This window comes from Micromonospora luteifusca, from assembly GCF_016907275.1.
In the GTDB taxonomy this organism is placed as follows: domain Bacteria; phylum Actinomycetota; class Actinomycetes; order Mycobacteriales; family Micromonosporaceae; genus Micromonospora; species Micromonospora luteifusca.
This window is the reverse complement of sequence record NZ_JAFBBP010000001.1, coordinates 2672137-2697274: the sequence shown is the minus strand read 5'-3', so window position 1 is coordinate 2697274 and position 25138 is coordinate 2672137. Positions and strand designations below refer to the sequence as shown.

Below are 25138 nucleotides of genomic sequence, written 5' to 3'. Positions count from 1 at the left end.
CGCCCGGCCGGGCCGGCTCACCAGCGCGGTGGCCAGCGGTCGTCGTCACCAAGCGGCGGCAGGTCGGCCAGTTTCTCCGGGTTGAGCTGGTTGTAGATGGCGGTGACCCGGCCCTGGTCCACCGCGAAGGCGGTGACCAGGCGGATCGGCCGCCCGTCACTGTGCACCGCCTCCATCTGCAGGCCGAGCACGCCGTCGACGAGCACGGGCCGGGCCAGCACCCGGCCGGCGTACCGGCCGGCCTGGCCGAAGAGGCCCAGGGCGAAGCGACCCACGGCGTCCGCGCCGAGCACCGGCTGGCGGGCCGTGGGGAAGTGCCCGCCCGAGTCACCGGCGAAGACCACGTCCGGCGCGAGCACCTTGAGCAGTTGGTCCAGCTCACCGGAATCGGTGGCGGCGACGAACGCTTCGAGCACCCGGCGCTGCTCGCCCGGGTCAGCGGTGTGCCGGGGTACGTCCGGCGCGGTGACCGCCCGACGTGCACGGACGGCGAGCTGCCGAGCGGCCACGTCGGTGGTGCCGAGCACGTCGGCGACCCGGGCGAACGGCACCGCGAACACGTCGTGCAGCACGAGGGCGACCCGCTGCTCCGGTGTGAGCCGCTCCAACACCACAAGCAGAGCCGTGCCGACCTGGTCGGTGCGGACCGCCCGCTCCTCCGGGTCAGGTGCGTACCCGTCCGTCGGCGACCCAGCGCCCAACTGGCTCACCACCGGCTCCGGCAGCCACTGCCCGGGGTACGCCTCCCGCCGGACCCGGGCCGAGCGGAGCACGTCCAGGCAGATCCGACCGCAGGTGGTGGTCAGCCACGCGGACAGTTCGCGGATCTCGGCGCGGGCCGCCGGGGCGGCGAGCGCCCCGGCGTAGCGCAGCCAGGTCTCCTGCACCGCGTCCTCGGCCTCACTGCGACTGCCCAGCATCCGGTGGGCCACCGCGAGCAGCCGCCCTCGCTCGGTCTCGAACTCCGTCGCCAGGTCCTGCACGACCCACCACCCTCCCCGGTCCGCATTGTTCTGGCGTACATCCTCCCGCCACTGGACGCCCCGGCAGCCCCGGGGGCAGCCGGTGCATCAAACGGTCCGCACCGACCGGTGGTGGTGTGGGGTGGTCCTCGGCGGGCGAATCGCCTGCGGGTGGGCGATGATCCGTGGATGAGTGCACCCCAGCAAGGGCGGATCGTGGCACCCGACGGCGGCTCGGTACGGGAACTGCTGCGGGTCGGCGCACCTGTGGATCTCGGCGCGATCGATCCACGGTCCACGCCCGGCCTGCCGAGCACGGCCGGGCGCGGCGAGCACCGTAAGGCCTGGGCACGAGAGCAGGTGGCGCTGGTCGGCGGCGAGTTGGGCCGACAGCAGGAGATGCTCTTCGCGATGGCCAAGACCGGGCTGGACCGGCCGGCACGTCGGGTGCTGCTGGTGCTCCAGGCGATGGACTGCGGCGGCAAGGACGGCACGATCAAGCGGGTGGCCGGCGCGATGAACCCGCTGGGCCTGCACATCCGCTCGTTCGGGCCGCCGACCCGCCAGGAGTTGCGGCACGACTTCCTCTGGCGGATCCGTCGCGAGTTGCCGCCGCCCGGGTACGTGGGGATGTTCAACCGCTCGCAGTACGAGGACGTGCTGATCGCCCGGGTCGGCTCGCTGGTGCCGGAGGCGACCTGGCGGGCTCGCTACGACGAGATCAACTCGTTCGAGCGGGAGTTGACCGAGGGCCACCTGACCCTGATCAAGGTGATGCTGCACATCTCGTACGCCGAGCAGGGCAAGCGCCTGCTGGAACGGCTCACCGACCCGCGCAAACACTGGAAGTACAACCCGTCCGACGTCGACTCCCGGTCCCACTGGGACGACTACCAGACCGCGTACGCCGAAGCACTCAGCCGGTGCGGCACGGACGCCGCGCCCTGGTTCGTGGTGCCGGCGGACCGCAAGTGGTACCGGGACTGGGCGGTGGCCCATCTGCTGCGTGAGACGTTCGACACCCTCGGCTTGGGGTATCCGGCTGCCGATTTTGACGTCGAGCGGGAGCGGGAGCGGCTGTCCGCTGGGGGAGCGGGTGCGGGTGGGACGGCCGAGATGAACAGCAGATGAACGAGCGGTGAATGCCGCCTGGCCTGGGGTGGGCCGGCGAATTCGCGGTTCTGTCGTTTCCTAGCATTCACCGAGCGGGTGCCCGACGGGGTGCCACCCTTCCACCGACGCGACGAGGTCTGTGCTGTGAAGTTTTCCTTCCGCCCCACCGAGGGCGCCTTCTATGAGCTCTTCACCAGGGCCGCGCAGAACCTGGTCCGCGGCACCGCGCTGCTCAACGAGCTGGCCCTGCCCGGCGTGGATGTGCAGTCTGTCAGCGAGCGGCTGACCGAGGTCGAGCACGACAGCGACCAGATCACCCACGACCTGTACAAGAAGATCAACTCGACCTTCATCACCCCGTTCGACCGGGAGGACATCTACCGGCTCGGCTCGCTGCTCGACGACGTGATGGATCACCTGGAGGCGGTCGGCGACCTGCTCTACCTGTACGGGTTGACCGAGCTGCCGGCACTGCCCCGCGAGCTGCACGAGATGGTCAACGTGCTCGACCAGCAGGCCAAGCTGACCGCCGACGCGATGCCCCGGCTGAAGTCGATGAAGGATCTCGAGGACTACTGGATCGAGTGCAACCGGCTGGAGAACGAGGGCGACCGGATCAACCGGCAGTTGCTCGTCCGACTGTTCTCCGGCGAGTACGACGCGTTGACGGTGCTGAAGATGAAGGAGGTCGCCGACGAGTTGGAGGCCGCCTGCGACGCCTTCGAGCACGTGGCCAACACGGTCGAGACCATCGCCGTCAAGGAGTCCTGAGCCGGTGACTTTCACCCCCGAACTCATCGCCGTCCTGGCGGTGATCGCGGTGGCCCTGGCGTTCGACTACACCAACGGCTTCCACGACGCCGCCAACGCGATCGCGACAAGCGTCTCCACCCGGGCGCTGACACCCCGGATCGCCCTGGGGCTCGCCGCGGTCGGCAACTTCGTCGGCGCGCACTTCGGCGCCGGGGTGGCCAAGACCGTCGGTGACGGACTGGTGACCCTCCCCACCGGGGTGAGCAGCCTCGGAGTGGTCTTTGCCGGGGTACTCGGCGCGATCGCCTGGAACCTCATCACCTGGTACTTCGGTCTGCCGTCGTCGTCCTCGCACGCGCTCTTCGGTGGCCTGGTCGGCGCGACCCTGGTCTCCACCGGCGGCATCGTGCAGTGGGCCAACATCGGCGAGAAGGTGCTGCTGCCGATGGTGCTGTCGCCGATCGTCGGCCTCACCCTCGGCTACCTGCTGATGCTGGCCATCCTCTGGCTGTTCCGGAAGGGGCAGCCGGGCAAGCTAAACCGGGGCTTCCGCTGGGCGCAGACCGCGTCGGCGGCCGCCATGTCGGTCGGCCACGGCATGCAGGATGCCGCCAAGACCATGGGCATCGTGGTGCTGGCGCTCTACACCGGCGGGTTCCAGGAGAGCAAGACGCACATCCCGGGCTGGGTGTTCTGGACGTCGGCGACCATGCTGGCCCTCGGCACGTACGCCGGTGGTTGGCGGATCATCCGCACCCTCGGTCGTAAGATCATCGACCTGGGGCCGCCGGAGGGCTTCGCCGCCGAGACGGTTGCCAGCGCGGTGCTCTACTTCAACGCCCTGGTGCTGAAGGCGCCGATCTCCACCACGCACACGATCACATCGGCGATCATGGGCGTGGGCGCGACCAAGCGGCTCTCCGCGGTCCGCTGGAACGTCGCCGGCAACATCGTGCTCGCCTGGATCATCACGTTCCCGGCCGCCGCGCTGATCGCCTGTGTCACCTACCTGGTGGTCCGGCCGCTGTTCGGCTGACCGTCGTGAAGAAAGGGCCCCTCTTCGAAGAGGGGCCCTTTCCGTCACGCGTAGCGCACGCCGATCTGTTCGCGGACCGCGTCCAGTAGCGCCATCACCTCGAGGGTGGCGGCGTGCGGCACCAGCGGGCTCTCGGTGAGCCCGGCGGCGAGGCAGCGCTGCACCTCGATCGCCTCGTACTGGTAGCCGTTGCCGGCTCCGTCGGCGGTGATCGTCTCCGGCTCCGCGCCGGCCCGATGCAGGGTCAGCGAACCCGGCCGGAAGAACGGCTCCGGCAGGTCGATCCGGCCCGTGCTGCCGGTGATCGAGGCGGACAGCTCACTCGACCCCACCATGCCGCAGCTCAGCGCGGCCAGAGCACCGGTGTCGTAGCCGAACAGGATGCCGGTGTTCTCATCGGTGCCCTCCGGGCCGAGCTTCGCCCAGGACCGGATGTGTTGTGGCACGCCGAGCAGCAGGTGGGCCAGGCTGATCGGATAGATCCCCAGGTCGAGCAGGGCACCCCCGCCCAGCACAGCGGACCGCATCCGGTGCTCCGGCGGGAACGGCCCGGGAACCCCGAAGTCGGCCCGGACGCTGCTCACCGTGCCGATGGCACCCTCCGCGATCAGCTCAGCCGCGCGCAGGATCAGCGGGTTGGTCCGCATCCACATGGCCTCCATCAGGAAGACCCCGGCGGCGCGGGCGGTGTCGACCAACTCGGTGCTGGTGGCCAGGTCGAGGGTGAACGGCTTCTCCAGCAGCACCGCGCGGCCGGCGGTCAGGCAGGTCATCGCCGCCTCGTAGTGCGCCGAATGCGGAGTCGCCACGTAGATCGCGTCGACCTCCGGGTCGGCGGCCAACTCCACCCAGGAGCCGTACGCGCGCTTCGCGCCGTACGTGTCGGCGAAGCGCCGCGCGCTCTCCTCGGCACGGGAGCCGACCGCGACCAGTTCGGCGTCCGGCACCAGCCGGAGGTCTTCGGCGAAACGGCTGGCGATGTGGCCGGTGGCCAGGATGCCCCAACGAGTCATGCCGGGCACGCTAGCCGACCGAGGTGAACCTCCGGCTGTCCGGCCTGCTGCTGCCGGGCTCGCCGGGGCCCGGCTCGCGCTGCCCGGCCATGTGCCCTGCCCCCGACGCCATCTCGTTCGGCGGCGAGCGCGACCGCAACCGCGACCACGCCCCGACCGGCGCGCGCCTCGGGCCTGGCACCCTGACGAGCGGTATACCTCTGAGGCATATTCATACCGCAGAGGTATACCGCTCAAGTCGTGGACCGGGCCCGACCGAGCCGACCTCTTCGTGGCTTGGCGCGCGGAAGGCAATCGCGCTGTCGGGAACTAGGCTCGCGGTATGACGATCGACAGTGCTGGCTTCGCAGCCCCGGCCGCCCTGGTCGAGCACGCCCGCCGGTTCCAGGCCGAGGGTGGCACCCCGGCGACGCCGCGGGTCGCGGCCACCGTGTTGCTGCTGCGTCCGACCGACGGCGACTTCGAGGTGTACGTCATCCGCCGGGTCGCCGCGATGACCTTCGGCGGGATGTACGCCTTCCCCGGAGGCGGGGTGGACCGCTCCGACTCGGAGGCGCACCTGGACTGGGCCGGCCCGACCCCGGGCGAGTGGGCGGACCGGCTCGGCGTGGCCCCGCAGGCCGCGCAGTCGGTGGTCTGCGCCGCCGCGCGGGAGGTCTTCGAGGAGGCCGGCGTACTGCTCGCCGGCCCGAACCGCGACACCGTGGTGGGCGACGTCAGCGGCGACGACTGGGAGGCCGCGCGGCAGGACCTGGAGGGGCGCCGGCTGGGCTTCGCCGCGCTGCTCGCCGAGCGTCAACTCACCCTGCGGTCGGACCTGCTGCTGCCCTGGAGCCGGTGGATCACTCCCGAGTTCGAGCCGCGCCGCTTCGACACGTACTTCTTCATCGCCCTGTTGCCGGTCGGGCAGCGGACCCGCGACGTCTCCGGCGAGGCCGACCACACCCTGTGGATCCGGCCGGCGGACGCGTTGGCCCGGGCCCAGGCCGGGGAGCTGACCATGCTGCCGCCGACCCTGGTCACGCTGGCGCAGGTGACGGCGGCCGGCGACCTGGCCGGAGTGGCGCGAGCGGCGGCCGAACGGGACGCGGCCACCCCGGTCACCCCACGCCTGGACCTGCCGCCGAACGGCGAACCCCGCTTCGTCCTGGGCTGACCGCTGCCCACACTGCCCTCGCGCTGCCCGTGCTGCGGCGCCCTCGCCTTTGGGCGCGCGTCCGGCGTGCCGTCAAGATCCGCGCAACTTCAGGGATCCTGCTGCCTCGGACTCGTGGGAGACAGCAGTATCCGGGTAGTTGGGCAGATCTTGGGCGCGGTCTGGAGCGCAGGCCCGCTCTACCCGGAGATCGCGCTCGAACATGGAGGTAGTGGCCTCCGTTGCGGGGTGAGACCACTGCATTCTTGATCGAGCACGATCTTGGACGTGCCGTGCCGGGCTGGGTCGCGCCGTGACCACGTCAGGGTACGCAGAAGGGGCGCCGGTCAGGTTGACCGACGCCCCTGGCGGACTGGGAGCCAGCGGCTCAGCCGAAGCGGCCGGTGATGTAGTCCTCGGTCTTCTTCACGCTCGGGTTGCTGAAGATCTTCTGAGTGTTGTCGTACTCGATCAACCGACCCGGGTCGCCGGTCTTCTCGATCGAGAAGAAGGCGGTCCGGTCCGACACACGCGCTGCCTGCTGCATGTTGTGCGTCACGATGATGATCGTGAACTTGTCCTTGAGCTGGAACATCAGGTCCTCGATCGCCAGCGTGGAGATCGGGTCCAGGGCGGAGCACGGCTCGTCCATCAGGACGACCTGCGGCTCGACCGCGATGGTCCGGGCGATGCAGAGCCGCTGCTGCTGACCGCCGGAGAGGCCCGCGCCGGGCTTGCCCAGCCGGTCCTTGACCTCGCCCCACAGGTTCGCGGCGAGCAGGGCCTTCTCGGCCGCGTCCTCCAGGATCGACTTCTTGCGGACCCCGTTGAGCTTCAGCCCGGCCACCACGTTCTCGAAGATGCTCATGGTGGGGAACGGGTTCGGCCGCTGGAAGACCATGCCGATCGTGCGCCGGACCGCGGTGACGTCCACGTCCCGGTCGTAGATGTCCTGGTCGTCGATGGTCAGGCTGCCCTCGACCCGGGCCCCCGGCAGCACCTCGTGCATGCGGTTGATCGACCGCAGGAAGGTGGACTTGCCGCAGCCGGACGGGCCGATCAGGGCGGTGACCGTCTTCGGCTCGACGGTCAGGTTGATGTTCTCGATCGCCTTGAAGCCACCGTAGTAGGCGGTGACGTTCGCGGCTTGGACACGCTTGGCCATGGTGGAACCTCCGGGGTTCATCGGCTGAGCCTGTTGCGGCGGGCCAGCAGCTTCGCCGCGATCGTCAGGATGAGCACGAGGGCGACCAGGGTGAGTGCCGCGGTCCACGCCCGTGCCGGTGCGTACTTCGACGCGTCACCGGCCTGCTGGTAGACGAAGAGGGACAGCGACGACTGGTTGTTCTCGAAGGGGTTGGTGTTGATCGCGGCACCGCCGCCGGCGACCAGCAGCACCGGCGCGGTCTCGCCGGCCGCACGGGCGATGGCGAGCATCACGCCGGTGACAATGCCGGGCAGCGCCGTCGGCAGCACCACCCGCAGGATGGTCTTCCACTTGGGTACGCCGAGCGCGTAGGCGCCCTCGCGCAGCGGCGGCGGGACGAGGCGGAGCATCTCCTCGGTGGACCGGACGATGGTCGGCAGCATCAGCACGCTCAACGCGAGCGCGGCGGCGAAGCCGGAGAAGCTGGGCCGGCCGTCGTTGAACCACGGCGACACGACCAGCACCCAGAACGCCAGCACGAAGAGGCCGGAGACGATCGACGGGATGCCGGTCATCACGTCCACGAAGAACCGGATCGCGAAGGCGAACTTGCCCCGGCCGTACTCGACGATGTAGATGGCGCAGAGGATGCCGAGCGGCACGGTGATCAGGGTGGCGATGCCGACCTGCTCCAGCGTGCCGACGATCGCGTGGTACGCGCCGCCGGTGGCGTCCCGGGCCCCGATGTTGTTCATCGAGGTCTGGAAGAAGTTGCCGTCCAGCCGCTCGGCGCCCTTGCTGACCAGCGTCCAGACCACGGACACCAGCGGCAGCACCGCCAGCACGAACGCAGAGTGGATCAGCGCGCTCCAGGTGCGGTTGCGGGCCGATCGGCGCCCCTCGACCACGTTGGCCGCGACGAAGAGCCCGACCAGGTAGAGCACCGCGCCGAGGACGACCACGAGGACCGGGCCCCCGATGTCGGTGCCGTAGACGAGCACGGCGGAGAGCACCAGAGCCGCCACGGCGATGGCCGGAGCGGCGTACCAGGGCAGCCGCCGGGCCCGCAGCGAGACGGGCTGGGCCGGCGGGCGGGAGCGGTGGGAGGTGACGGTTGTGGTCATGCGGCCGACTCCGTGAACTCCCGGCGGCGGTAGATGATCGCCCGCGCCGTGATGTTGACGATCAGCGTGATGGTGAACAGCACCAGGCCGGAGGCGATCAGTGCGCCCCGGCCGGTCTCGTTCGCCTCGCCGAACGCGTTGGCGATGTTGGCGGCGATGGTGTTGCCGCCGTTCTGGATGAGGTTGAACGAGACGTTGAAGGTGATGCCGAGGGTCAGCGCCAGGGCGATGGTCTCGCCAAGCGCCCGGCCGAGGCCGAGCATCATCGCGGCGATGATGCCGGGGCGGCCGTACGGGAGCACCGCGGTGCGGAGCATCTCCCAACGGGTGGCGCCCAGGGCGAGGGCGGCCTCCTCGTTCGCGGTCGGCGTCTGGAGGAACACCTCGCGGGAGAGCGAGGTGATGATCGGCAACACCATGATCGCGAGCACCAGGGCGCCCAGCATGACGGACGCGCCGAACGGGCCGTCGCCGCCGAAGAGCGGGATCCAACCGAAGTGGTGGTTCAGCCAGAGCGAGAAGTCCCGGACCGGGCTGCTGAAGACGTCTCGCCCCCAGAGGCCGAAGACCACACTCGGCACGGCGGCGAGCAGGTCGACCAGGAAGCCGAGCGCGGTGCCCAGCCGGCGGGGTGCGTAGTGCGAGAGGTAGAGCGCGATGCCCAGCGCCACCGGCACCGCGATCAGCAGCGCGAGCGCCGAGCTGAGCACGGTGCCGAAGGCGAGTGCACCGATGCCGAACTTCGGCTGCGTCTCGTTCGGGGACCAGCCCTCGTAGGACCAGAAGTTTTCGGTGTTGGCGCGCAGGGCCGGCACCGCCTTCGCGACCAGGAAGATCGCGATGGCGGCGATGATGACCAGAACGGCGGTGCCGGCGGCCAGGGTGAGACCGCGGAAGGCCCGCTCGGCGCCGAACTTACGGCTGCGCGGCAGCGCGCCGCCGCCGCCCAGCCCGGTGCCGCCCGGGGAACGGGTGCTGACTGGTGCCTCGGCCACACGCGCCGAGGCACCGGCGGGCCACTCGTGACTCTGGGTCACGCGCGTCCCGCCGGTGCCGGCGTCGGCCGAGCGGTGAGGGGTTTCACCCATCTGCTCGCTCGATTCGGTTGCGGAGGTGGTGGGGTCGGGTCAGGAGAGGTTCTTGACCGCGGTCTCGACCTTGGTGCGGACCGTCTCCGGCAGCGGGGCGTAGCCCAGGTCGGTCAGCGAGTTCTGGCCCTCGGCGCTGGCGGCGTAGCCCAGCAGACCCTTGACCAGCTTCAACTTGTCGGCCGCGAGGCCCTTGCTGCAGACGATCTCGTACGTCGCCAGGACGATCGGGTAGGCCCCGGCCTCCTTGGTGTTGTAGTCGATCGACAGCTTGAGGTCGTCGCCCTGGCCCTCGACCTTGGCGCCGGCGATGGTCTTGCCAGCGGCCTCGGCGGTCAGCGCGGCGAACTCGCCGTTGCCGTTACCGATCTTGGACATCTTCAGACCGGCGTTCTCGGCGAACGACCACTCCATGTAACCGATGGAGCCGTCGCCAGCCTTGACCCGGCTGGCCACGCCGTCCGAGCCCTTGGCACCGGTGCCGCCCGGGGCCTTCCAGGCCTTGGCCTTGCCCAGGGTCCAGTCCGCCTCGGCGGTCTTGGACAGGAAGTTGGTGAAGTTGTCGGTGGTGCCCGACTCGTCCGAGCGGTGGACGGTCTGGATGGTGGTCGCAGGCAGCTTGGCGTCCGGGTTGTCGGCCTTGATCGCCGCGTCGTCCCACTTGGTGACCGTGCCAGCGAAGATCTTCGCCAGGGTGGCCGGCTTGAGCTGGAGGTTGTCCACGCCGCTGACGTTGTAGGCGATGGCCACCGGGCCGACCACCATCGGCAGGTGGATGGCCTTGCCACCGACGCACTTGGCGTCGGCCTGCGGCTGCTCCTCCGGCTTGAGCGCGGAGTCGGAGCCGGCGAAGTCGGCGGTCCCGGCGATGAACGCCTGGATGCCGGCGCCCGAGCCGGTCGGCTCGTAGTTGATCGTGGTGCCCTGGCACTTCGTCTGGTACGCCTTGATCCACTCGGCCATGGCGTTCTTCTGCGCCGACGAGCCCTGGGCGTTCAGCGTTCCGGTGGCGCAGTCGACCGCGGCGGCCGAGCCCGAAGCGCTGGCGCCGGTGGCGGGCTCGTTGTTGTCCGAGCCGCATGCACTGAGGCCGAGCGTCGCGGCAAGAGCGAGGCAGGCAATAGTGCCGTACCGCTGGAGCTTCACCTGAGGGGTTTCCCTTCGCGTCTGACTTGGCACCCCGATCCCGGGGCCCGAGGACCGGCACTGACCGGCTGACACGAAAGTTAGAAGTGCCAGGTAGCCGGTTCGCCGGTCGCAAGTGAACGCAAGGTGAACACGTACGGCCGCCCAGGTGACCGCTTGCCGAGGGTGAGTTGTCCGTTAAGTGAACCCGGGTACACCTGTCGGAAGTATGGGTATATTTCCGGTTCGCCGTGATCCCGCCGACGCCCGACCGTTACCCGCCGGTGACCGGCACTCCGCCCGATCGAATGCTCTGGCGGTCGGCGGTCAGCCGAGGTGGTAGTTGATGTGCGCGGACCAGCGGGCGAAACCCAGCCGTTCATAGAGCGCGACCGCCCCGGTGTTCGACTCGTCCACGTAGAGCATCACCCGGTCCAGGCCGCGCTTGTCCCGCAGGTACGCCAGCCCGGCGGTGGTCAACGCCCGGCCGAGCCCGCCGCCGTGCGCGGTCGGCTCCACGCCCAGGACGTACACCTCGCCGATCCGGGCCGACCCCGGACGCTCGTGCACCTTGGTCCAGTGGAAGCCGAGCAGCCGGCCGGTTCCGGTCTCCTCGGCGAGCAGGAAGCCGGCCGGGTCGAACCACGGTTCGGCGAGACGGACCCGCAGGTCGTCCGAGGTCCACCGCCCCTGCTCGGGGTGCTCGGCGAAGGCCCGTGAGTTGAGGGTCAGCCAGGCCGCGTCGTCCGCCCCGGGCCGGAACTCGCGCAGCGCCACCCCGTCGGGCAGGCGCGGCTCGCCCAGCGGAGCGGCCAGCGGCCGGCGCAGCTGCCAGAGCACCCGCGCCCGGGTGAACCCGAGGTCGACGCCGAGCGCCGCGGCCGAGGGGTGGTCGCCGTGCGCCCACGCCCGCAGCGGCCCGGTCGCCGAGGCGAGCACACCCCGGGCCAGCGCGCGACCGGTGCCCCGCCGCCGGAACGCGGGGTGCACCACCAGCTCGACTCCGATCCCGCCGACCGGGTCGGTGGTGTCCAGGTGCGCGTACCCGGTGAGGGTGCCGTCGTCGGCGCGGGCGATCAGGTGCAGGGCTGGGGCGTCCGGGTCACGCAGTCGGAGCAGGACGTGCTCGTCGAGCGGGTTCGCGCCGTCGGTGTCGCCCGCAGAGCTGGCAAGGGCCAGCACGTCGGCGATTTCCGCCGGTGCCAGTCGGTCGGTCCGGGTCACCTGGTCGCTGGTCGGCTCCGCGCTGCTCATCCCGTCACCGTAGTCGCTGCGTGTCGTGGCGCCCGGTCCGTCGCCGAGACAAGCGGTGGGCGGCGTGCGGTGGAGGCTGCGGAGGGCGCTGGTGGGCGAGGTGTTGGTCGACGCGCCGACTCTCGCCAACCCGTGGGCGGCCGGCCCGGTCGCCTCACGTCGGGTCGGTGGGCAGCGCCTCCAGCTCGAACCGCGAGGTCAGGTCGGGCAGGATCCGGCGCAGCGCGTCCACCGTGCCCTGGCGGTTCCCGCCGGCGTCGTGCAGCAGCACCACCGAGCCCGGTTCGGCCTGGGTCAACACCGTGGCGGTGATCTTGCCGGCGCCGGGCAGGTCCCAGTCCGACGGGTCCACCGACCAGTGCAGCGGGGTCATGCCGAGCTGGCTCGCCACCGACACCACCGGGTACGTCCAGGCGCCGCCGGGCTGGCGGTACCAGACGATCGGTGCGTCCGGCACCGCCGCCCGGATCGCCTCGTTGGTGCGCAGGAGGTCGGAGCGGATCGCGTCGGTCGATCGAGCGCCCAGGCCGACGTCGTGTTGCCAGGAGTGGTTGCACAGGGTGTGCCCGTCGTTGACGATCGCCTGGATCAGGTCGGGGTGGTTCTGGGCGTTCTCGCCGACCACGCAGAAGGTGGCCCGTACGCCGAATTCGCGCAGCGTGGCGAGGACCTGCGGGGTGTACTGCGGGTCCGGTCCGTCGTCGAAGGTCAGCGCGAGCCGGGGGGAGCCGGTGGTGGCGTGTGCGCCGAACAGCTTGTCGCCCCCGGCGTCTCGTCCCGACCCGTCCTGACCGGCTTCGGTGGGGCCGGTGCTCCCGCTGGCGCTCGGGGCGGCGGTCGGCTCACCGCCGTTGGGTTGGTCGGCATAGTCCGGCGCGTCGGCGTTCGACGTGATCCCGGTGGAGTGTCGTTGGGGCTGCTGGTCGGGGACGAGACTGCGGCCCAGCACGTACGCCGAGCCGAGCAGGGCTGCCACCACCAGCGTCACGATTCCCGCCGCCCTCGCGGTCGAGTCGCCCCGATTCACGGCTTCCGCCTGGTTGGCCGTTCAGGCCGGCCCGTCGCCCCCGTGGTCACTGCGCGCACCGTCGCCCCTTTCTACGACAAACCCGGCAGTCAGAATAGGACTGGCAAGCTGCGCAAAAAGGGCATATGGGAAATCGCCCGGTGCGACTCCGCCGATCAGACCGGCAGGGGCGCGTGCTCCGCCTCAGCCAGCGAGCGGGACGGCGGGACGACGAACTTGTAGCCGACCTGGCGAACGGTGCCGATCATCGACTCGTACTCCGAGCCGAGCTTGGCGCGTAGTCGCCGGACGTGCACGTCCACCGTGCGGGTGCCGCCGAAGTAGTCGTAGCCCCAGACCTCGCGCAGGAGCTGGTCCCGGGTGAACACCCGACCCGGGTGCTGGGCCAGGAACTTCAGCAGCTCGAACTCCTTGTAGGTGAGGTCGAGTGGGCGACCCTTGAGCTTGGCCGCGTACGTGTCCGGATCGATGGTCAGCTCGCCGGCCCGGATCGAGCCGCCCGCGCCGGCCGTCGCGTTGCTCAGCCGGCCCACCGCCAGCCGCAGCCGTGCCTCAACTTCGGCAGGGCCGGCCGAGGCGAGGATGACGTCGTCGACGCCCCAGTCGGCGTTCAGCGCGATCAGGCCGGCCTCGGTCACCACCGCGACCAGCGGCACGCCGAGCCCGGTGGCGTGCAGCATTCGGCAGGTCGCGCGGGCCTCGCTCAACTCGGACCGGGCGTCCACCATCACCGCGTCCGGGCTGGGGCCCGCGACCAGGGTGCGGACGTCGCGCGGCGCGGTGCGGACCGAATGCGGCAGCAGGTCGAGTGCCGGCAGTACAGCCGACGGTTCGCCTGCGCGCGCGGTCACCAGCAACAGGATCTCCACGATCACCTCCGTCCCGGCGGCGCGGGGCCGCACGCGACCAGACACACCCACGGTGGAGTGCGCTGAGAAATTGCGTGGTCCCGGCGTCGCTGACGGGCGGGTAACGGGTTGAGCGTAACCGATCGCCTCGGCCGCGCCGTCAGGCCATTTACCGTTTGCCCAGCTTGCCCCTGATCGCGGCATAGTTTTTAACGTTGCTGAAACCCGTGACCATCGCGCCGGGCGGTCGGTCTGGCACGATCGGGTCGTGTTTCCCTCCACCTCGCCCGAGGCGGGCCGCGAATCGTGGCCCGCTGGGCCACACCCGGGTCCGGCCGCCGCACCGACCCGCGGCCACCCGCCCGCCCCGCGTACCGGCCCGGCCACCGCCGACGGCGATCGTCGCGAACGGGGTGGGCCTCGCCGCGCCCGTCGTGCCGGCGAGCCGGCTCGCCGATCCGAGGACGAGATCGACGAGCCGGAAGAGGAGGTCGTACCCCCGGTCGAGGTGCGCCGCCAGTTGGCGATGACCATCGCCGGCTTCGCCGCGCTGCTCGGTGTCGGCCTGGTGCTCGGCGCGCAGACGTCGGGCCCCGGTCACCGGTTGCCGTTCGCCTTCATCATCTTCGGCGTCCAGTTGCTGTTCGTGCTCGCCTGGACGATGGCCATGCGACCGCCCGCGCTGCTGGTGGTCGGCGGGATCAGCGCCACGGTCGCGGCGCTCGCGGACATCGCCGCGGTGCAGACCGACATCGCCGGCCTGGCTCCGCTGGGCTACCTGGCCGTCGGCGGTTTCCTCGCCGCGGTGCTCGGCCAGTTGGTCCGCCGGGTCGACCGGGTCCGGGTCACCGACTCACTCGGCGCCACGCTGCTCATCGTGGTCGGGGTGGTGGCCTTCGGCACCCTGATCGTGCTCAGCCGGATCCCGGCCGGCACCCAGGCGATCACCGTCTGCCTGTCCGCGAGCGGTGTCGCGCTGACCGTCGCCCGGCTCACCGACGCCGTTCTGCCCTGGCCCCGGCTGGCTCCGCAGGTGCCCCGGGGGGCTGCCGGGGTGGTGGCCGGCGCGATGGTCGGCACGCTCACCAGCGCACTCCTCGGCAGCTACCTGGTGGCTCCCTTCACGCCGACCCGGGCCGCCGTGATCGGCCTGGTCGCGGCGGTCACCGCCGTCCTCTCCGATCTCGCCGTGGGGTACGCCGAGGCGGGCCGCCTGATGGCCGGTGAGCCGCCCACGATGTGGGTGGCCCGGCACATGCAGGGTCCGCTCGGTGGCTTCGCTCTCGCCGCGCCGGCCGCGTACGCCATGTGCATGCTCTTCCTCTGAGTCACGGTTGAGCCCGAACCCGGTCGGGTACCTATGGGTGCGCCGCGCTGCGGCATCGGCACGGACGACCCGTCGCACCTCGACGGGTCAAGACAGGAGGCGGCGTGGCGCAGGATCGTCCGGCGAGTGAGGTCCGGCCCCGGCGGCGTGGTCGCAAGGTGCTCATCACCCTCGTCGTCCTGCTCGTGTTGGTGGCGGGGTTGCTGGTGGTCGCGGATCGGGTAGCGGTCGGGGTGGCGGAGCGGACCATCGCCGACCGTGTCCGTCAGGAAATCGCCAAGCAGGGCGCGCAGTCCACCGCGCCGGAGGTGGAGGTCGCGGGCGTTCCGTTCCTCACCCAGGTGGTCGACGGCCGCTACCAGCGGATCTCGATCAAGCTGCGGGACGTGCAGGCCCCGGTCGAGGACCAGACCGTCCGGTTGTCGGTGCTCGATGTGGACGCCCGCAACGTGCGTGCCTCGCTGGACACTCTGCGCACCGGCCAGGGGGACGTCGTCGCGGACACCGTCAACGGCACGGGCACGATCAGCTACGACAGTCTCGCCGCACTGCTGAAACGGCCCGGCCTGACCCTCGGCGAGCAGAACGGCAAGCTCGCCGTCACGGGCCCGGCCGACATCCTCGGTCAGAAGATCACGATCAGCGGCACCGCCGACGTCACCGTCGCCGACAACGGCGCGGTCGCCCTGCGGTTCAACGACCTGGACGCCGCGGGTCTGCCGAACCTGCCGCTGGCCCGCACCTTCCTGAACAACTTCGCCAAGAGCATCTCCATCGACGTGCCCCTGCCCGACCTGCCGTTTCAGCTAGCTGTCCGGGAGGTCCGACCGCTGCCGGAAGGGTTGGCGGTCACCGCCGACGCGAAGAACGTACCGATCAATTCCGCTGGCTGAGGTTCGGCCGGCGGGTCGGGTCCTTCCCGGATGGTGGTCGACTCAGTGGCAGCACGGTCACCGGCTGGTAGGCTCCCTGCCCATGGGGACCCACCTCACCAAACGGCGCGCGGTCGACCTGTGCCGCGTGGCCACCTGCCTGTGTCGCCCCGTCATCTGACGGCGGGGCTGTCTCCGGCCGCCTGACGGCGGCCACCGGCACAGGGTTCTCGCACCCTCCGGTGATCCCACCGAACGACCGGCAGCGGCGCCGTCGCACGAACCCGTGATCCCGTCCTTCCGCTGGGTCCCGCGCGTGGTGCGACAGTTGCATTCATCGATACTCGCGCGTTGGCTCACCATCCATCCTCACCAGGGAGTGATTCGATGAGTCGCGACACCGCACTCGTTTCGGCCGAGTGGGCCGAGAAGAACCTCGGCGCCCCGGGCGTCGTCTTCGTCGAGGTCGACGAGGACACCTCGGCCTACGACACCGGGCACATCGCAGGTGCCATCAAGATTGACTGGAAGACCGACCTGCAGGACCAGGTCCGCCGGGACTTCGTCAACAAGACCCAGTTCGAGGCGCTGCTCTCGGAGCGGGGCATCAGCAACGACGACACCGTCATCCTCTATGGCGGCAACAACAACTGGTTCGCCGCGTACGCCTACTGGTACTTCAAGCTCTACGGACACGGCGACGTGAAGCTGCTCGACGGCGGTCGCAAGAAGTGGGAGCTGGATGCTCGCCCGCTGGTCACCGACGCGGTGTCCCGCCCGGCGACCCAGTACGTCGCGCAGGAGCCGGACACCTCCATCCGGGCCTTCCGTGACGAGGTGGTCGCCGCGATCGGCACCAAGAACCTGGTCGACGTACGCAGCCCCGACGAGTTCGCCGGCCGGCTGCTCGCCCCCGCCCACCTGCCGCAGGAGCAGGCGCAGCGGGCCGGTCACATCCCCACCGCGATCAGCGTCCCGTGGTCGAAGGCGGCCAACGAGGACGGCACCTTCCGGTCCGACGACGAGCTGCGCCGGATCTACGGCGACGCGGGGCTCGACGACGGCAAGGGGACCATCGCCTACTGCCGCATCGGTGAGCGCTCCTCGCACACCTGGTTCGTGCTGCAGGAGCTGCTGGGCCACCGCAACGTCAAGAACTACGACGGTTCCTGGACCGAGTACGGGTCGCTGGTCGGCGTGCCGGTCGCGCTCGGCGACGAACCCGGGGAGGTCTGATCATGAGTCTTCCCATCGCCGCGGGTTGCGCCGCACCGGATCAGGCCGCGCCGCTGCCTGCCAGCCTGGATCTGGAGAAGGAAACCGTGATCACCGGCATCGTCCGCTCCGCTGAGGACGAGCCGGTGGCGGGCGCGTACGTCCGGCTACTCGACTCGACGGGTGAGTTCACCGCCGAGGTGGTGACCTCGGCGGCCGGCCAGTTCCGGTTCTTCGCCGCGCCGGGTTCCTGGACGCTCCGGGCGCTGTCCCGGCACGGCAACGGCGACACGGCCATCACCGCCGGCCGGGGTGTCAACGAGGTTGGCGTCACTGTCGCCTGACCCACTGCTCTGATCGACCAGGGCCGGTCTCCCGCACGGGCGACCGGCCCTGGTCGTTGCGCGGGTGCGGGTGGCGTCTCGGTAGGGGCAGTCGCGCAGGCCTCCGAAAGGCATCGGCATGCGTCACTATCTACGGGTGGAGATCACGGTTGGTGCGGGTGGCGGCGGCGTGTCTGATGAAGGGGTTCCCATCGTCTTCTGCGTCAGCGCGGATGCCTCGGTGCTCGAGCGGGTGCTGAGACAGCTCGACGGGGCCGATTCGGTGGTGAGCTGCGCCGACCTGACGCAGCTGCGGGCGGTGCTGTTTCCGTCACCCGAGGGCTCGACGCCGGCCGTCGGGCCGCTCGCCCCACCGGCGGTGTCGCAGGGGCCGGTCAGCTGGGGCGAGTTGGTCGTCGACCGGGCCGGCCACCTGGTCACCTGGCGCGGCGACACGCTTCCGCTCGCCCCCGTCGAACGAGAGCTGCTGGTCCGGCTCATCGGCCCGCCGCTGGTGGTGTGGAGCTACGAACAGCTCTTCGCCGCGGTGTGGGGTGGTCCGTACCGGGGCGAGGCGATCCTGCACTCCGTGATCGATCAGCTCCGGCACAAGCTGCGCGATCTGCCGGGCGGACCGCGCGTGCACCCTGTTCAGGGGGTCGGCTACCGGCTCGGCCCGCCGCCCCGGTCAGCCTGACCGCCGGTCGCCGCGCCGTTCGGCCGACCACCGCCCCACCGCCCGACGTCCTCCGCCGCCGGGCCGGCGGATCGCCCGTGACACCATGGCCGGATGAGCGGTGCTGTCCAGACGGGTTGGCCTTCGTCGGCCGGTCCCGCCACGCCGGCGCCGGCCCGGCCGTGGCGGCGTCGGCTGCTGGCCGCGACCGCGGCCTGGGCCGCGTTGCTGGCCCTGCTCACCTGGATGTCGGTCCGCAACGACCCGCCGACCGTGCGCGAGCAACGCACCCTCGGCCAGGCTGGCCCGGTGGTCGACCGGGCGGTCGGCGAGCTTTCCCGGGCGGCCGGCGCAGCCGGTCTGCTGGAGCTGAGCCCAGCGCGGGTCGCGTCGGGCTGCCGGGTCACCCCGTTCGCTGACGGAGCAAGGCTGCGGCGCGAGGTCGGCGTGCTCGCGCCCACCGGCACCGAGCGGGCCGTGCTGGTCGGCATCGCCGAGCGGCTTCCGGCGAGTTGGCGGGCCGAGGTCGGGCCCGGACTGGACGGCCCCGAGCTGCACGCCGACGCCGGGGAGTTCGTGGCCGTCGAGGGGCTGCCGACCGTCGACGGTCGGGTGCGATTGATCGTCGACACCGGTTGCCGGCCGGTCGGCACCGGCTACACGGCAGCCCCGACGACCGCTGCCGGCGCGGAGGCTGCCGCCCTGACCGCCGCGCTGGGCGCGCTCGGCCGGTCGAGCGACGCCGTACCGGAGCTGGTCACCGCGCCCTGCCCGGGCGGCGGGATGGCCCGCACCGCGCGGTCCGCGGGCGGTCCCGGCCCGGCCCCGTCGACGGACGCCCTCGCCCCGCTGGCCGGCGAGGCCCCACTGCTGGACAAACCCCCGGTGTACGCGTACCGCACCGGCCCGGTCACGGTGCTGGCAGAGCTCAGCCCCGATGCCACCCGCCTGGCCGCCACCGTCGGCTGCCCGGGCTGAATCGGGCGTTTCCTCCGGTCAGCCGTCGCGCGGCTGCTCCTCCGGGCCACGGCTGCGACCCAGCGCGTCGACCATGCCCCACCGGCCGGGGATGTCCAGCAGCTCGACCCGACCCATGCCCGGTGGCACGACCGGGTCGATGATCAGGTGCTCGCCCTGCGGCTCCAACCCGAGGATCACCCGGAGCAGCAGCAGCGGCGTACCGGTCGACCAGGCCTGCGGGCTGCACGCGGTCGGGTACTCCACCGGGTATTCGGTGAGGTCGTGGGCGTAACCGGCGAACGCCTCCGGCAGCCGCCCGTCGAAGAATTCGGACGCCGCCAGCATCGCGTCGCAGATCACCCCGGCCTCGTCCCGGAAGCCGTACCGCCACAACCCCCAGGCGATGATCGAGTTGTCGAACGGCCAGACGGTGCCGACGTGGTAGCCGATCGGGTTGTACCGCCCCTCGTCCTCGGCGAGCGTCCGCACCCCCCAGCCGGAGAACAGGCGTGGTCCGAGCAGGTGTTCGACGACCTTGGCGGCACGGGACTCGTCCACGATGCCGCTCCACAGCAGGTGCCCGATGTTCGAGGTCAGCGCGTCCACCTGCCGGCCGTCGGCATCCAGTGCGAGCGCGTAGTACCCGCGGTCGTCCATCCAGAAGTCGCGGTCGAACCGATGCTTGAGATCGGCGGCCTCCCGCTCCAGCTTGTCGGCGTACTCCGGGTCGTTCCAGAAGGTCCGGGCCAGTCGGGCGGCCCGGATCTTCGCGTCGTACGCGTAGCCCTGCAGCTCGCAGGTCGCCCGGGGGAAGCCGGGCAGTTGCCCGTCGGCGTACGAGATGCCGTCCCAGGAGTCCTTCCAGCACTGGTTCTGCAGACCGGTCTCCGGGTTGCGGGTCTGGTACCAGAGGTAGCCGGTGCCGAGCAGGTCACCGTAGGTGTCGATCCACTCCAGTGCCGCGCGGACCTGCGGCTCCAACCGGCGGACCAGCGCGGCGTCGCCCGTCCAACGCTCGTACTCGTCGATCAGGATGATGAACAGTGGCGTGGCGTCGGCCGAACCGTAGTACGGCGAGTGCGGCTGCTCCTCGAAGCCGGCGGTCTCCCCGTACCGCAGCTCGTGCAGGATCTTGCCGGGCTCCTCGTCCCGGAAGTCGTCCACCCGGTGCCCCTGCAGTCCGGCCAGCATCAGGATGGTCGGCGGCACCAGCTCCGGCAGGAACGGCAGCACCTGCAACGAGGTGATGATGCTGTCCCGGCCGAACAGTGTCATGAACCAGGGCAGCCCCGCGGCGAGCAGCCGCACGCCCAGGGCGATCGACTCGTAGCGCAGAGCGGCCAGGTCGTTGAGGCTGCGCCGGTACGCCCCGGCCAGCGGCTGGCAGTCGCAGCCGAGCTTCGGCGCCCGGTCGATCAACTCCTGCTGCTCGGCGCGGATCGCGTCCGCGCTGCGGCTGCCCCCGTACGGCAGGGTGGCCCGGATGTCCTCACCACGCGCCCCGTAGACGACGCTGGACACGTGTAGCCGGGTGGTCCATCTGCTGTTGCGGGCGATCCGGATCCGAAAGGTCATCCCGTTGGCGTCGACCTGCGCCGGCACACTGGTCTTGACCAGCGTCTCCCGGTGGAACGCCTCCCTGCGGTAGGTCATCCGCAACTCGTCCGCCGAGACCGAGACGGTCGTCTTACCGAGCTTCTCCCGGGGACGCTTGATTTCGAACAGGTCGGCGAAATCGGCGCCGATCTCGATTCGGACGGTGCACTCGACCTCCGCGCCGCTGTGGTTCAGCACGGTCAGCTCCTCCTCGAAGCTGCCCACGATCGCCCGGCTGCGGATCACCGATGCCTTCGCGTCCAGATAGTGCGTGGGTTCACCGGGTGCGAGGAAGAACTTGGTGCGGTACGACTCGGTGTCGTCGACGGAGAGGGCGTGCAACCGCTCGCCGTTCAGGGTGAGCACCCAACTGGACAGGAATCGGGTGTCGAAGGAGAACAACCCGGTGGGGAAGTCGTAGGACGGCTCGATGTCTCCCCGCCGGTCGCTGACCAGGAAGGTGTTGCCGTCCAGGATGCTGACGAGTTCCTTCACGCGGGTCGTCCGGCCGCTCTGCGGGCCGCTTCGCGGGGGTCGCGGGTGCCGGGCGGGTTCGGGAAGAACCGGCGGAAGGCGAGGAAGAGCACCACGTTCCCGCTGAACGTGCTCTCGTTGCGCAGCACCGCCGCGACACCCTGGGCCTCACCGGTGATCAGTCGGTCGAAGAGGGCCGCGCTGCTGAACCAGATGGCGTCGGCCGGCCCACGCTCACGGCTGATCTGCACCGACCCGGGTCGCATCCGAACCAGCCAGTGCTCGGTCTGGTGGTCACTGCCAAGGTCGATCTGGAGGGTTCCGTCGGTCAGGCCGCCCAGGAGATCAGGGGCGCGCGAAGGCAGTGAGTCGAAGAACCTCTGCGTCGCCTCGGTCACATCCGAATGGTAGGCAGCTGTCCGAGATGTCGGGTCGGTATCGGCACTCCGCTCGACTCGACCAACCCCGCCCAGTGGTCAGTAGACCAGCGCCTGCGCGCCCTCGGCCATTGCCTCCTCGACGAAGACCGCGGCGCCCGCGATCCGAACACCGGGCAGTACGTCGTCCGGGCCGATCTCCCGCCGGGCCGCGCACTGGGTGCAGGCGGTCACCCGGCCGCTGGTCAGGATGACGTGCAACAACTCGGCCAACGGTGCCGAGTGCGGCAGCTCGAACTGCTGGGCGCGACCGGGCAGCGCGAACCAGGTGGACTCACCGGTCAGCCAGAGCGACACGTCCACTCCGGCCGCGACCGCCGTCGCGGCGACCGTGAATGCCTGCGCACACCGCTCCGGGGCGTCCGCCCCCGCGGTGACCTTGACGACGAGAGTGCGGGCCATGTGGCCCAGCATAGGATGGCCGGGATGGTTACCGAGATCGGGTTTGTCAGCCTGCTGGTCGCTGGCCTGGGCGGGCTCGCCGGTGGCCTCGTCTACCTGGCCGTACGCATTTCGAGAGGACGTTGGTGACGCTGGTGAGCGAGAATCCGCTGCAGCCGCCGTGGCTGAACGCGCCGCCGGTCGAGGAGTACCCGTTCGAGGAGAGTCACGACCTGCGGGTCGGGCCGAAGCTGCACCCAGCGCTGGATGCTCTGCTGCCCTACATCGGCCTGTGGCGCGGCCGGGGCAAGGGCGGTTTCCCCACCATCGAGGATTTCGACTACGCGCAGGAGATCCGGATCAGCCACGACGGCCGGCCGTTCCTGCACTACGAGTCCCGTGCCTGGATCCTGGACGAGCAGAGCAAGCCGGTCCGTCCGGCGGGCCGCGAGGTCGGCTGGTGGCGGCCGGTGCTGGTGGACGGCCGGGCAACCGATGAGCTGGAGGCGCTGCTGACCACCCCGTCGGGGGTGATGGAGCTGCACCTGGGCAAGCGCACCGGCACCCAGGTCGAGTTCGCCACCGACGCGGTGATCCGGACTCCGACCGCCAAGGAGGTCACCGGCGGGCACCGGCTCTTCGGCATCGTCGAGGGCGCGCTGCTCTATGCCCAGGAGATGGCCGCCATGGGGCACGGGCTGAGCCCGCACCTCTCCGCCCGGCTCGTCCGGGTCGGCGGCTGACTAGACGGGGAACCCCAGCAGGGCCTGCAGGGCGGGGGTGCGGGGGCAGTGGGCCCGGCGCACCCCGTCCAGCGTGTGGACCTCGGCGGCCCCGCGTACCGATGAGGTGAACCACACGCCGTCCGCCGCGTGCAGGTCACCCGTGGTGACCATCCGCTCGGCGGCGTCGAGGCCCAGTTCGGCGGCGTGGGTGAGCAGCCAGGCCACGGTCGTGCCGGCAAGGATGCCGGTGGTGGCGGCCGGCACCGTGCAGAGCGTGCCGTCGGTGAGCCACACCACGTTGGCCGTCGGGCCCTCCAGGGCGTAGCCGTCCGAGGAGATCCAGAGCACGTCGTCCACGCCGGCCCGGTCGGCCCACCGGCGGGCGGCGCTGTTGACCGCGTACGACGTGGATTTGATCCCGGCCGGCAGCCAGCTCAGCCCGTTGCGGGCGTCGGCGGGCACCCCCAGCGGCAACGTGGCCACGCTGATCCCGTTCCGCCGGGCGGCCCGGGAGGCCGCCGGCACCTCGGCCAGGGTGGCGTAGACCGTCGGTGGGCCGCCGGCTTCCGGGCCCCGCGTGCAGACCAGCCGAAGTGCCCCTTCCACCCGCGCTGGCCAGCCTTGGCGCACCTCGTCGAGCAGGTCGATCAGCGCCGCGGTGGGGGGCAGGGCCAGCTCGACGGCATTGGCCGCCGCGACCAGGCGGGCCAGGTGTTCGTCGCGTAGCCACGGCCGGCCCTGACGCAGGTGCATGGTCTCGAAGAGGCCGTCGCCACGGAGCACGCCGAGGTCGTCGCCACGGAGCACGGGGTCTCCGGCGGGCACCGGGCCGCGCCCGAGGACGACGATCCGCGCGGTCGGGTCGGCCGCGACCTTCCCGACGGACGGCATCATCATGACCGTCGAGCGTAGCGGCGGTCGGTCGCGATGCGCAGACCGGCATGGTGGCCGAACTATGATCGGACGGTGTCCGAATCCTCCCTCGCGGAAATGCTGCGGGCCCGTGGGCTGCGGCTGACGGCCCAGCGGCAGCTCATCCTTCAGGCGGTGCTCGATCTGGGGCACGCCAGCCCGGAGCAGGTGCACACCGCCGTCCGGGAGGTCGCCGCCGGCGTCAACATCACCACCATCTATCGCACGCTTGAGCTGCTGGAACGGCTCGGCCTGGTCACGCACACGCACCTGTCGCACGGCTCGCCGACCTACCACGCGGCGGGTGAGCACCAGCACGTCCACCTGGTCTGCCGGGAGTGCGGAGCGATCGACGAGATCGATCCCGAACTCCTCCGCCCGCTCGCCGACGAGTTGGCAGCGCAGCGGGGGTTCCGGGTGGACATCGGGCACGTATCACTCTTCGGCGTCTGCGTACGCTGCGAGAACGGGGACGATAAATGATCGACATCGCGGGTGCGGTAGCCGTCGAGAGCATCGACGAGGCGAGCCGCGACCAGCCGGATCCGGCGCACGTCGCGGCCGGGGTGCGGGGGGTGGCCGCGCACTACGGCGACCCGCTGCGCGAGCAGCGCACCCTCGACACCGAGGTCGGCCTGGTCGACCGGTCGCACCGAGGGGTCATCGCGGTGCCCGGGGAAGAGCGGGCCAGTTGGCTGCACACGGTCACCTCGCAGCACCTGACCACGCTGGCCGCCAACGAGGGCACCGAACTGCTGGTGCTGTCCCCGCACGGCCACGTCGAGCAGCACGCCCTGGTCGCGGAGGACGGTGAGACCACCTGGCTGGACACCGAGCCCGGTGCGACCCAGGGCCTGCTGACCTACCTGGAGAAGATGCGGTTCTTCAGCAAGGTCGAGCCGCGCGACGCGACGGCCGAGCGCGCGCTGTTGTCGCTGGTCGGGCCGGCGGCCATGGAGGCGCTCGGCACGCTCGGCGTGACCGGGCTCGCCGCACCGGACGTGGTCGCGGTGCCGGGTCCGAAGTTCCCGCACGGTGCCGTGCCACCCCGGGCGAGCGCTCGGTACGACGTACGACCGCTGCCGATCGGCGGCTGGGCCCGACGTGGTCCGCTCGGGGTGGACCTGCTGGTGCCCCGGTCGGCGATGGAGCAGGTGGTGGCGGAGTTGCGCGGCGCCGGCGTGCCGGTCGCGGGGCTCTGGGCGTACGAGGCGATCCGGGTGGCCGCCCGGCAGCCCCGGGTCGGGGTGGACACCGACCACCGGACCATTCCGGCGGAGGTCGACCTGATCGCCCCGGCGGTGCATCTCGACAAGGGTTGCTACCGGGGGCAGGAGACGGTGGCCCGGGTGCACAACATGGGCCGGCCGCCGCGTCGCCTGGTGCTGCTGCACCTGGACGGGGTGACCACCGACCAGCCGCCGGTGGCCGGTACGCCGGTGACCCTCGACGGTCGGGCGGTCGGCTTCGTCGGCACCGCCGTGCTGCACCACGAGCTGGGTCAGGTCGCCCTCGCGGTGTTGAAGCGCAACGTCCCGGACGACGCCGCGTTGCTGATCGGCGAGACCGCGGCGGCGATCGACCCGTCCTGAGCGGGGCGTCTAGGATCGCCGGC

General features: G+C 71.0%; 28 protein-coding genes. 15 read left to right on the top strand and 13 right to left on the bottom strand.

Going from position 1 to position 25138, the window contains the following annotated elements:
* Positions 1–17: 17 nt before the first annotated feature.
* On the bottom strand, positions 18–983 hold the full coding sequence (sigJ, locus tag JOD64_RS12000) for an RNA polymerase sigma factor SigJ (protein ID WP_204942305.1): 966 nt from the start codon (positions 981–983) through the stop codon (positions 18–20).
* Between the two features lie 168 nt (positions 984–1151).
* Here sigJ and JOD64_RS11995 point away from each other — a divergent pair, with 168 nt between their 5' ends.
* The 3 genes from JOD64_RS11995 (at position 1152) to JOD64_RS11985 (ending at position 3864) form a co-directional block, all read left to right on the top strand.
* Positions 1152–2093 carry a PPK2 family polyphosphate kinase gene (locus JOD64_RS11995; RefSeq protein WP_204942304.1) on the top strand — a complete coding sequence of 314 codons (942 nt, stop codon included), beginning with the start codon at positions 1152–1154 and terminating at the stop codon, positions 2091–2093.
* A 126-nt stretch (positions 2094–2219) separates the two neighbouring features.
* Positions 2220–2846: a DUF47 domain-containing protein gene (locus JOD64_RS11990; RefSeq protein ID WP_053655020.1), complete on the top strand. Its 627-nt coding sequence runs from the start codon at positions 2220–2222 to the stop codon at positions 2844–2846.
* Positions 2847–2850: 4 nt separating this feature from the next.
* Positions 2851–3864 (top strand): inorganic phosphate transporter, encoded by a 1014-nt coding sequence (locus JOD64_RS11985; protein ID WP_204942303.1) that lies wholly within the window; start codon positions 2851–2853, stop codon positions 3862–3864.
* A gap of 44 nt (positions 3865–3908) precedes the next feature.
* Here JOD64_RS11985 and JOD64_RS11980 read toward each other — a convergent pair whose 3' ends face one another.
* Positions 3909–4877, bottom strand: a complete 969-nt coding sequence (locus JOD64_RS11980; RefSeq protein ID WP_204942302.1) for a Gfo/Idh/MocA family protein — start codon at positions 4875–4877, stop codon at positions 3909–3911.
* Between the two features lie 322 nt (positions 4878–5199).
* Between JOD64_RS11980 and JOD64_RS11975 the strand changes: the two genes are divergently transcribed.
* The gene (locus JOD64_RS11975; RefSeq protein WP_204942301.1) at positions 5200–6033 is read left to right on the top strand and encodes an NUDIX hydrolase; all 834 of its coding nucleotides are present in this window, start codon (positions 5200–5202) and stop codon (positions 6031–6033) included.
* 367 nt (positions 6034–6400) lie between these two features.
* Here JOD64_RS11975 and pstB read toward each other — a convergent pair whose 3' ends face one another.
* The 7 genes from pstB to JOD64_RS11940 all read right to left on the bottom strand — a co-directional run bounded on the left by pstB (position 6401) and on the right by JOD64_RS11940 (position 13652).
* The gene (gene pstB, locus JOD64_RS11970; protein WP_204942300.1) at positions 6401–7177 is read right to left on the bottom strand and encodes a phosphate ABC transporter ATP-binding protein PstB; all 777 of its coding nucleotides are present in this window, start codon (positions 7175–7177) and stop codon (positions 6401–6403) included.
* A gap of 17 nt (positions 7178–7194) precedes the next feature.
* Complete coding sequence (gene pstA / locus JOD64_RS11965) at positions 7195–8283, bottom strand: phosphate ABC transporter permease PstA (RefSeq protein WP_204942299.1); 1089 nt, start codon at positions 8281–8283, stop codon at positions 7195–7197.
* Positions 8280–9371: a phosphate ABC transporter permease subunit PstC gene (pstC, locus tag JOD64_RS11960; protein ID WP_204942298.1), complete on the bottom strand. Its 1092-nt coding sequence runs from the start codon at positions 9369–9371 to the stop codon at positions 8280–8282. The genes pstA and pstC overlap by 4 nt, the downstream gene beginning before the upstream one ends.
* A 39-nt stretch (positions 9372–9410) precedes the next feature.
* Complete coding sequence (pstS, locus tag JOD64_RS11955; RefSeq protein ID WP_204942297.1) at positions 9411–10517, bottom strand: phosphate ABC transporter substrate-binding protein PstS; 1107 nt, start codon at positions 10515–10517, stop codon at positions 9411–9413.
* 306 nt (positions 10518–10823) lie between these two features.
* The gene (mshD, locus tag JOD64_RS11950; RefSeq protein WP_204942296.1) at positions 10824–11750 is read right to left on the bottom strand and encodes a mycothiol synthase; all 927 of its coding nucleotides are present in this window, start codon (positions 11748–11750) and stop codon (positions 10824–10826) included.
* Positions 11751–11904: 154 nt separating this feature from the next.
* Entirely contained in the window at positions 11905–12738 is an 834-nt protein-coding gene (locus JOD64_RS11945) for a polysaccharide deacetylase family protein (protein ID WP_307813343.1), read from the bottom strand.
* Between the two features lie 194 nt (positions 12739–12932).
* Entirely contained in the window at positions 12933–13652 is a 720-nt protein-coding gene (locus tag JOD64_RS11940) for a winged helix-turn-helix transcriptional regulator (RefSeq protein WP_184188346.1), read from the bottom strand.
* Positions 13653–13893: 241 nt separating this feature from the next.
* Here JOD64_RS11940 and JOD64_RS11935 point away from each other — a divergent pair, with 241 nt between their 5' ends.
* The 7 genes from JOD64_RS11935 to JOD64_RS11910 all read left to right on the top strand — a co-directional run bounded on the left by JOD64_RS11935 (position 13894) and on the right by JOD64_RS11910 (position 19016).
* Complete coding sequence (locus JOD64_RS11935) at positions 13894–14952, top strand: hypothetical protein (protein ID WP_204942294.1); 1059 nt, start codon at positions 13894–13896, stop codon at positions 14950–14952.
* A gap of 104 nt (positions 14953–15056) precedes the next feature.
* Positions 15057–15845 (top strand): LmeA family phospholipid-binding protein, encoded by a 789-nt coding sequence (locus tag JOD64_RS11930; RefSeq protein ID WP_204942293.1) that lies wholly within the window; start codon positions 15057–15059, stop codon positions 15843–15845.
* 82 nt (positions 15846–15927) lie between these two features.
* Positions 15928–16005: an Ms5788A family Cys-rich leader peptide gene (locus tag JOD64_RS33925; protein ID WP_310503780.1), complete on the top strand. Its 78-nt coding sequence runs from the start codon at positions 15928–15930 to the stop codon at positions 16003–16005.
* 206 nt (positions 16006–16211) lie between these two features.
* Complete coding sequence (locus JOD64_RS11925) at positions 16212–17060, top strand: sulfurtransferase (protein ID WP_204942292.1); 849 nt, start codon at positions 16212–16214, stop codon at positions 17058–17060.
* Positions 17061–17062: 2 nt separating this feature from the next.
* The gene (locus tag JOD64_RS11920; RefSeq protein WP_204942291.1) at positions 17063–17383 is read left to right on the top strand and encodes a DUF1416 domain-containing protein; all 321 of its coding nucleotides are present in this window, start codon (positions 17063–17065) and stop codon (positions 17381–17383) included.
* A 136-nt stretch (positions 17384–17519) separates the two neighbouring features.
* Positions 17520–18059: a winged helix-turn-helix domain-containing protein gene (locus JOD64_RS11915; protein ID WP_372434136.1), complete on the top strand. Its 540-nt coding sequence runs from the start codon at positions 17520–17522 to the stop codon at positions 18057–18059.
* Between the two features lie 93 nt (positions 18060–18152).
* Positions 18153–19016, top strand: coding sequence for a hypothetical protein (locus JOD64_RS11910; protein WP_239559484.1), 864 nt, complete (start codon positions 18153–18155; stop codon positions 19014–19016).
* An 18-nt stretch (positions 19017–19034) separates the two neighbouring features.
* On the opposite strand, the gene JOD64_RS11905 is transcribed toward JOD64_RS11910, so the two are convergent.
* The 3 genes from JOD64_RS11905 to JOD64_RS11895 form a co-directional block, all read right to left on the bottom strand.
* Entirely contained in the window at positions 19035–21089 is a 2055-nt protein-coding gene (locus JOD64_RS11905; protein ID WP_204942289.1) for an amylo-alpha-1,6-glucosidase, read from the bottom strand.
* Positions 21086–21466, bottom strand: a complete 381-nt coding sequence (locus JOD64_RS11900; RefSeq protein ID WP_204942288.1) for an SCP2 sterol-binding domain-containing protein — start codon at positions 21464–21466, stop codon at positions 21086–21088. The genes JOD64_RS11905 and JOD64_RS11900 overlap by 4 nt, the downstream gene beginning before the upstream one ends.
* Before the next feature lie 78 nt (positions 21467–21544).
* Positions 21545–21919 (bottom strand): DsrE family protein, encoded by a 375-nt coding sequence (locus JOD64_RS11895; protein ID WP_204942287.1) that lies wholly within the window; start codon positions 21917–21919, stop codon positions 21545–21547.
* 12 nt (positions 21920–21931) lie between these two features.
* Between JOD64_RS11895 and mtfM the strand changes: the two genes are divergently transcribed.
* Positions 21932–22036, top strand: coding sequence for a small membrane protein MtfM (gene mtfM, locus JOD64_RS33465; RefSeq protein ID WP_030327764.1), 105 nt, complete (start codon positions 21932–21934; stop codon positions 22034–22036).
* A gap of 2 nt (positions 22037–22038) precedes the next feature.
* Positions 22039–22629 (top strand): heme-binding beta-barrel domain-containing protein, encoded by a 591-nt coding sequence (locus tag JOD64_RS11890; RefSeq protein ID WP_204946022.1) that lies wholly within the window; start codon positions 22039–22041, stop codon positions 22627–22629.
* On the opposite strand, the gene JOD64_RS11885 is transcribed toward JOD64_RS11890, so the two are convergent.
* On the bottom strand, positions 22630–23508 hold the full coding sequence (locus JOD64_RS11885; protein WP_239559483.1) for an aminotransferase class IV: 879 nt from the start codon (positions 23506–23508) through the stop codon (positions 22630–22632). It abuts the gene before it with no gap.
* A 69-nt stretch (positions 23509–23577) separates the two neighbouring features.
* Between JOD64_RS11885 and JOD64_RS11880 the strand changes: the two genes are divergently transcribed.
* Together JOD64_RS11880 and ygfZ are read left to right on the top strand one after the other, a co-directional pair.
* Positions 23578–24006, top strand: a complete 429-nt coding sequence (locus JOD64_RS11880; RefSeq protein WP_204942286.1) for a Fur family transcriptional regulator — start codon at positions 23578–23580, stop codon at positions 24004–24006.
* A complete protein-coding gene (gene ygfZ / locus JOD64_RS11875; protein WP_204942285.1) occupies positions 24003–25115 on the top strand; it encodes a CAF17-like 4Fe-4S cluster assembly/insertion protein YgfZ in 1113 nt (370 codons plus the stop codon). Before JOD64_RS11880 ends, ygfZ begins: the two co-directional genes overlap by 4 nt.
* Positions 25116–25138 lie beyond the last annotated feature (23 nt).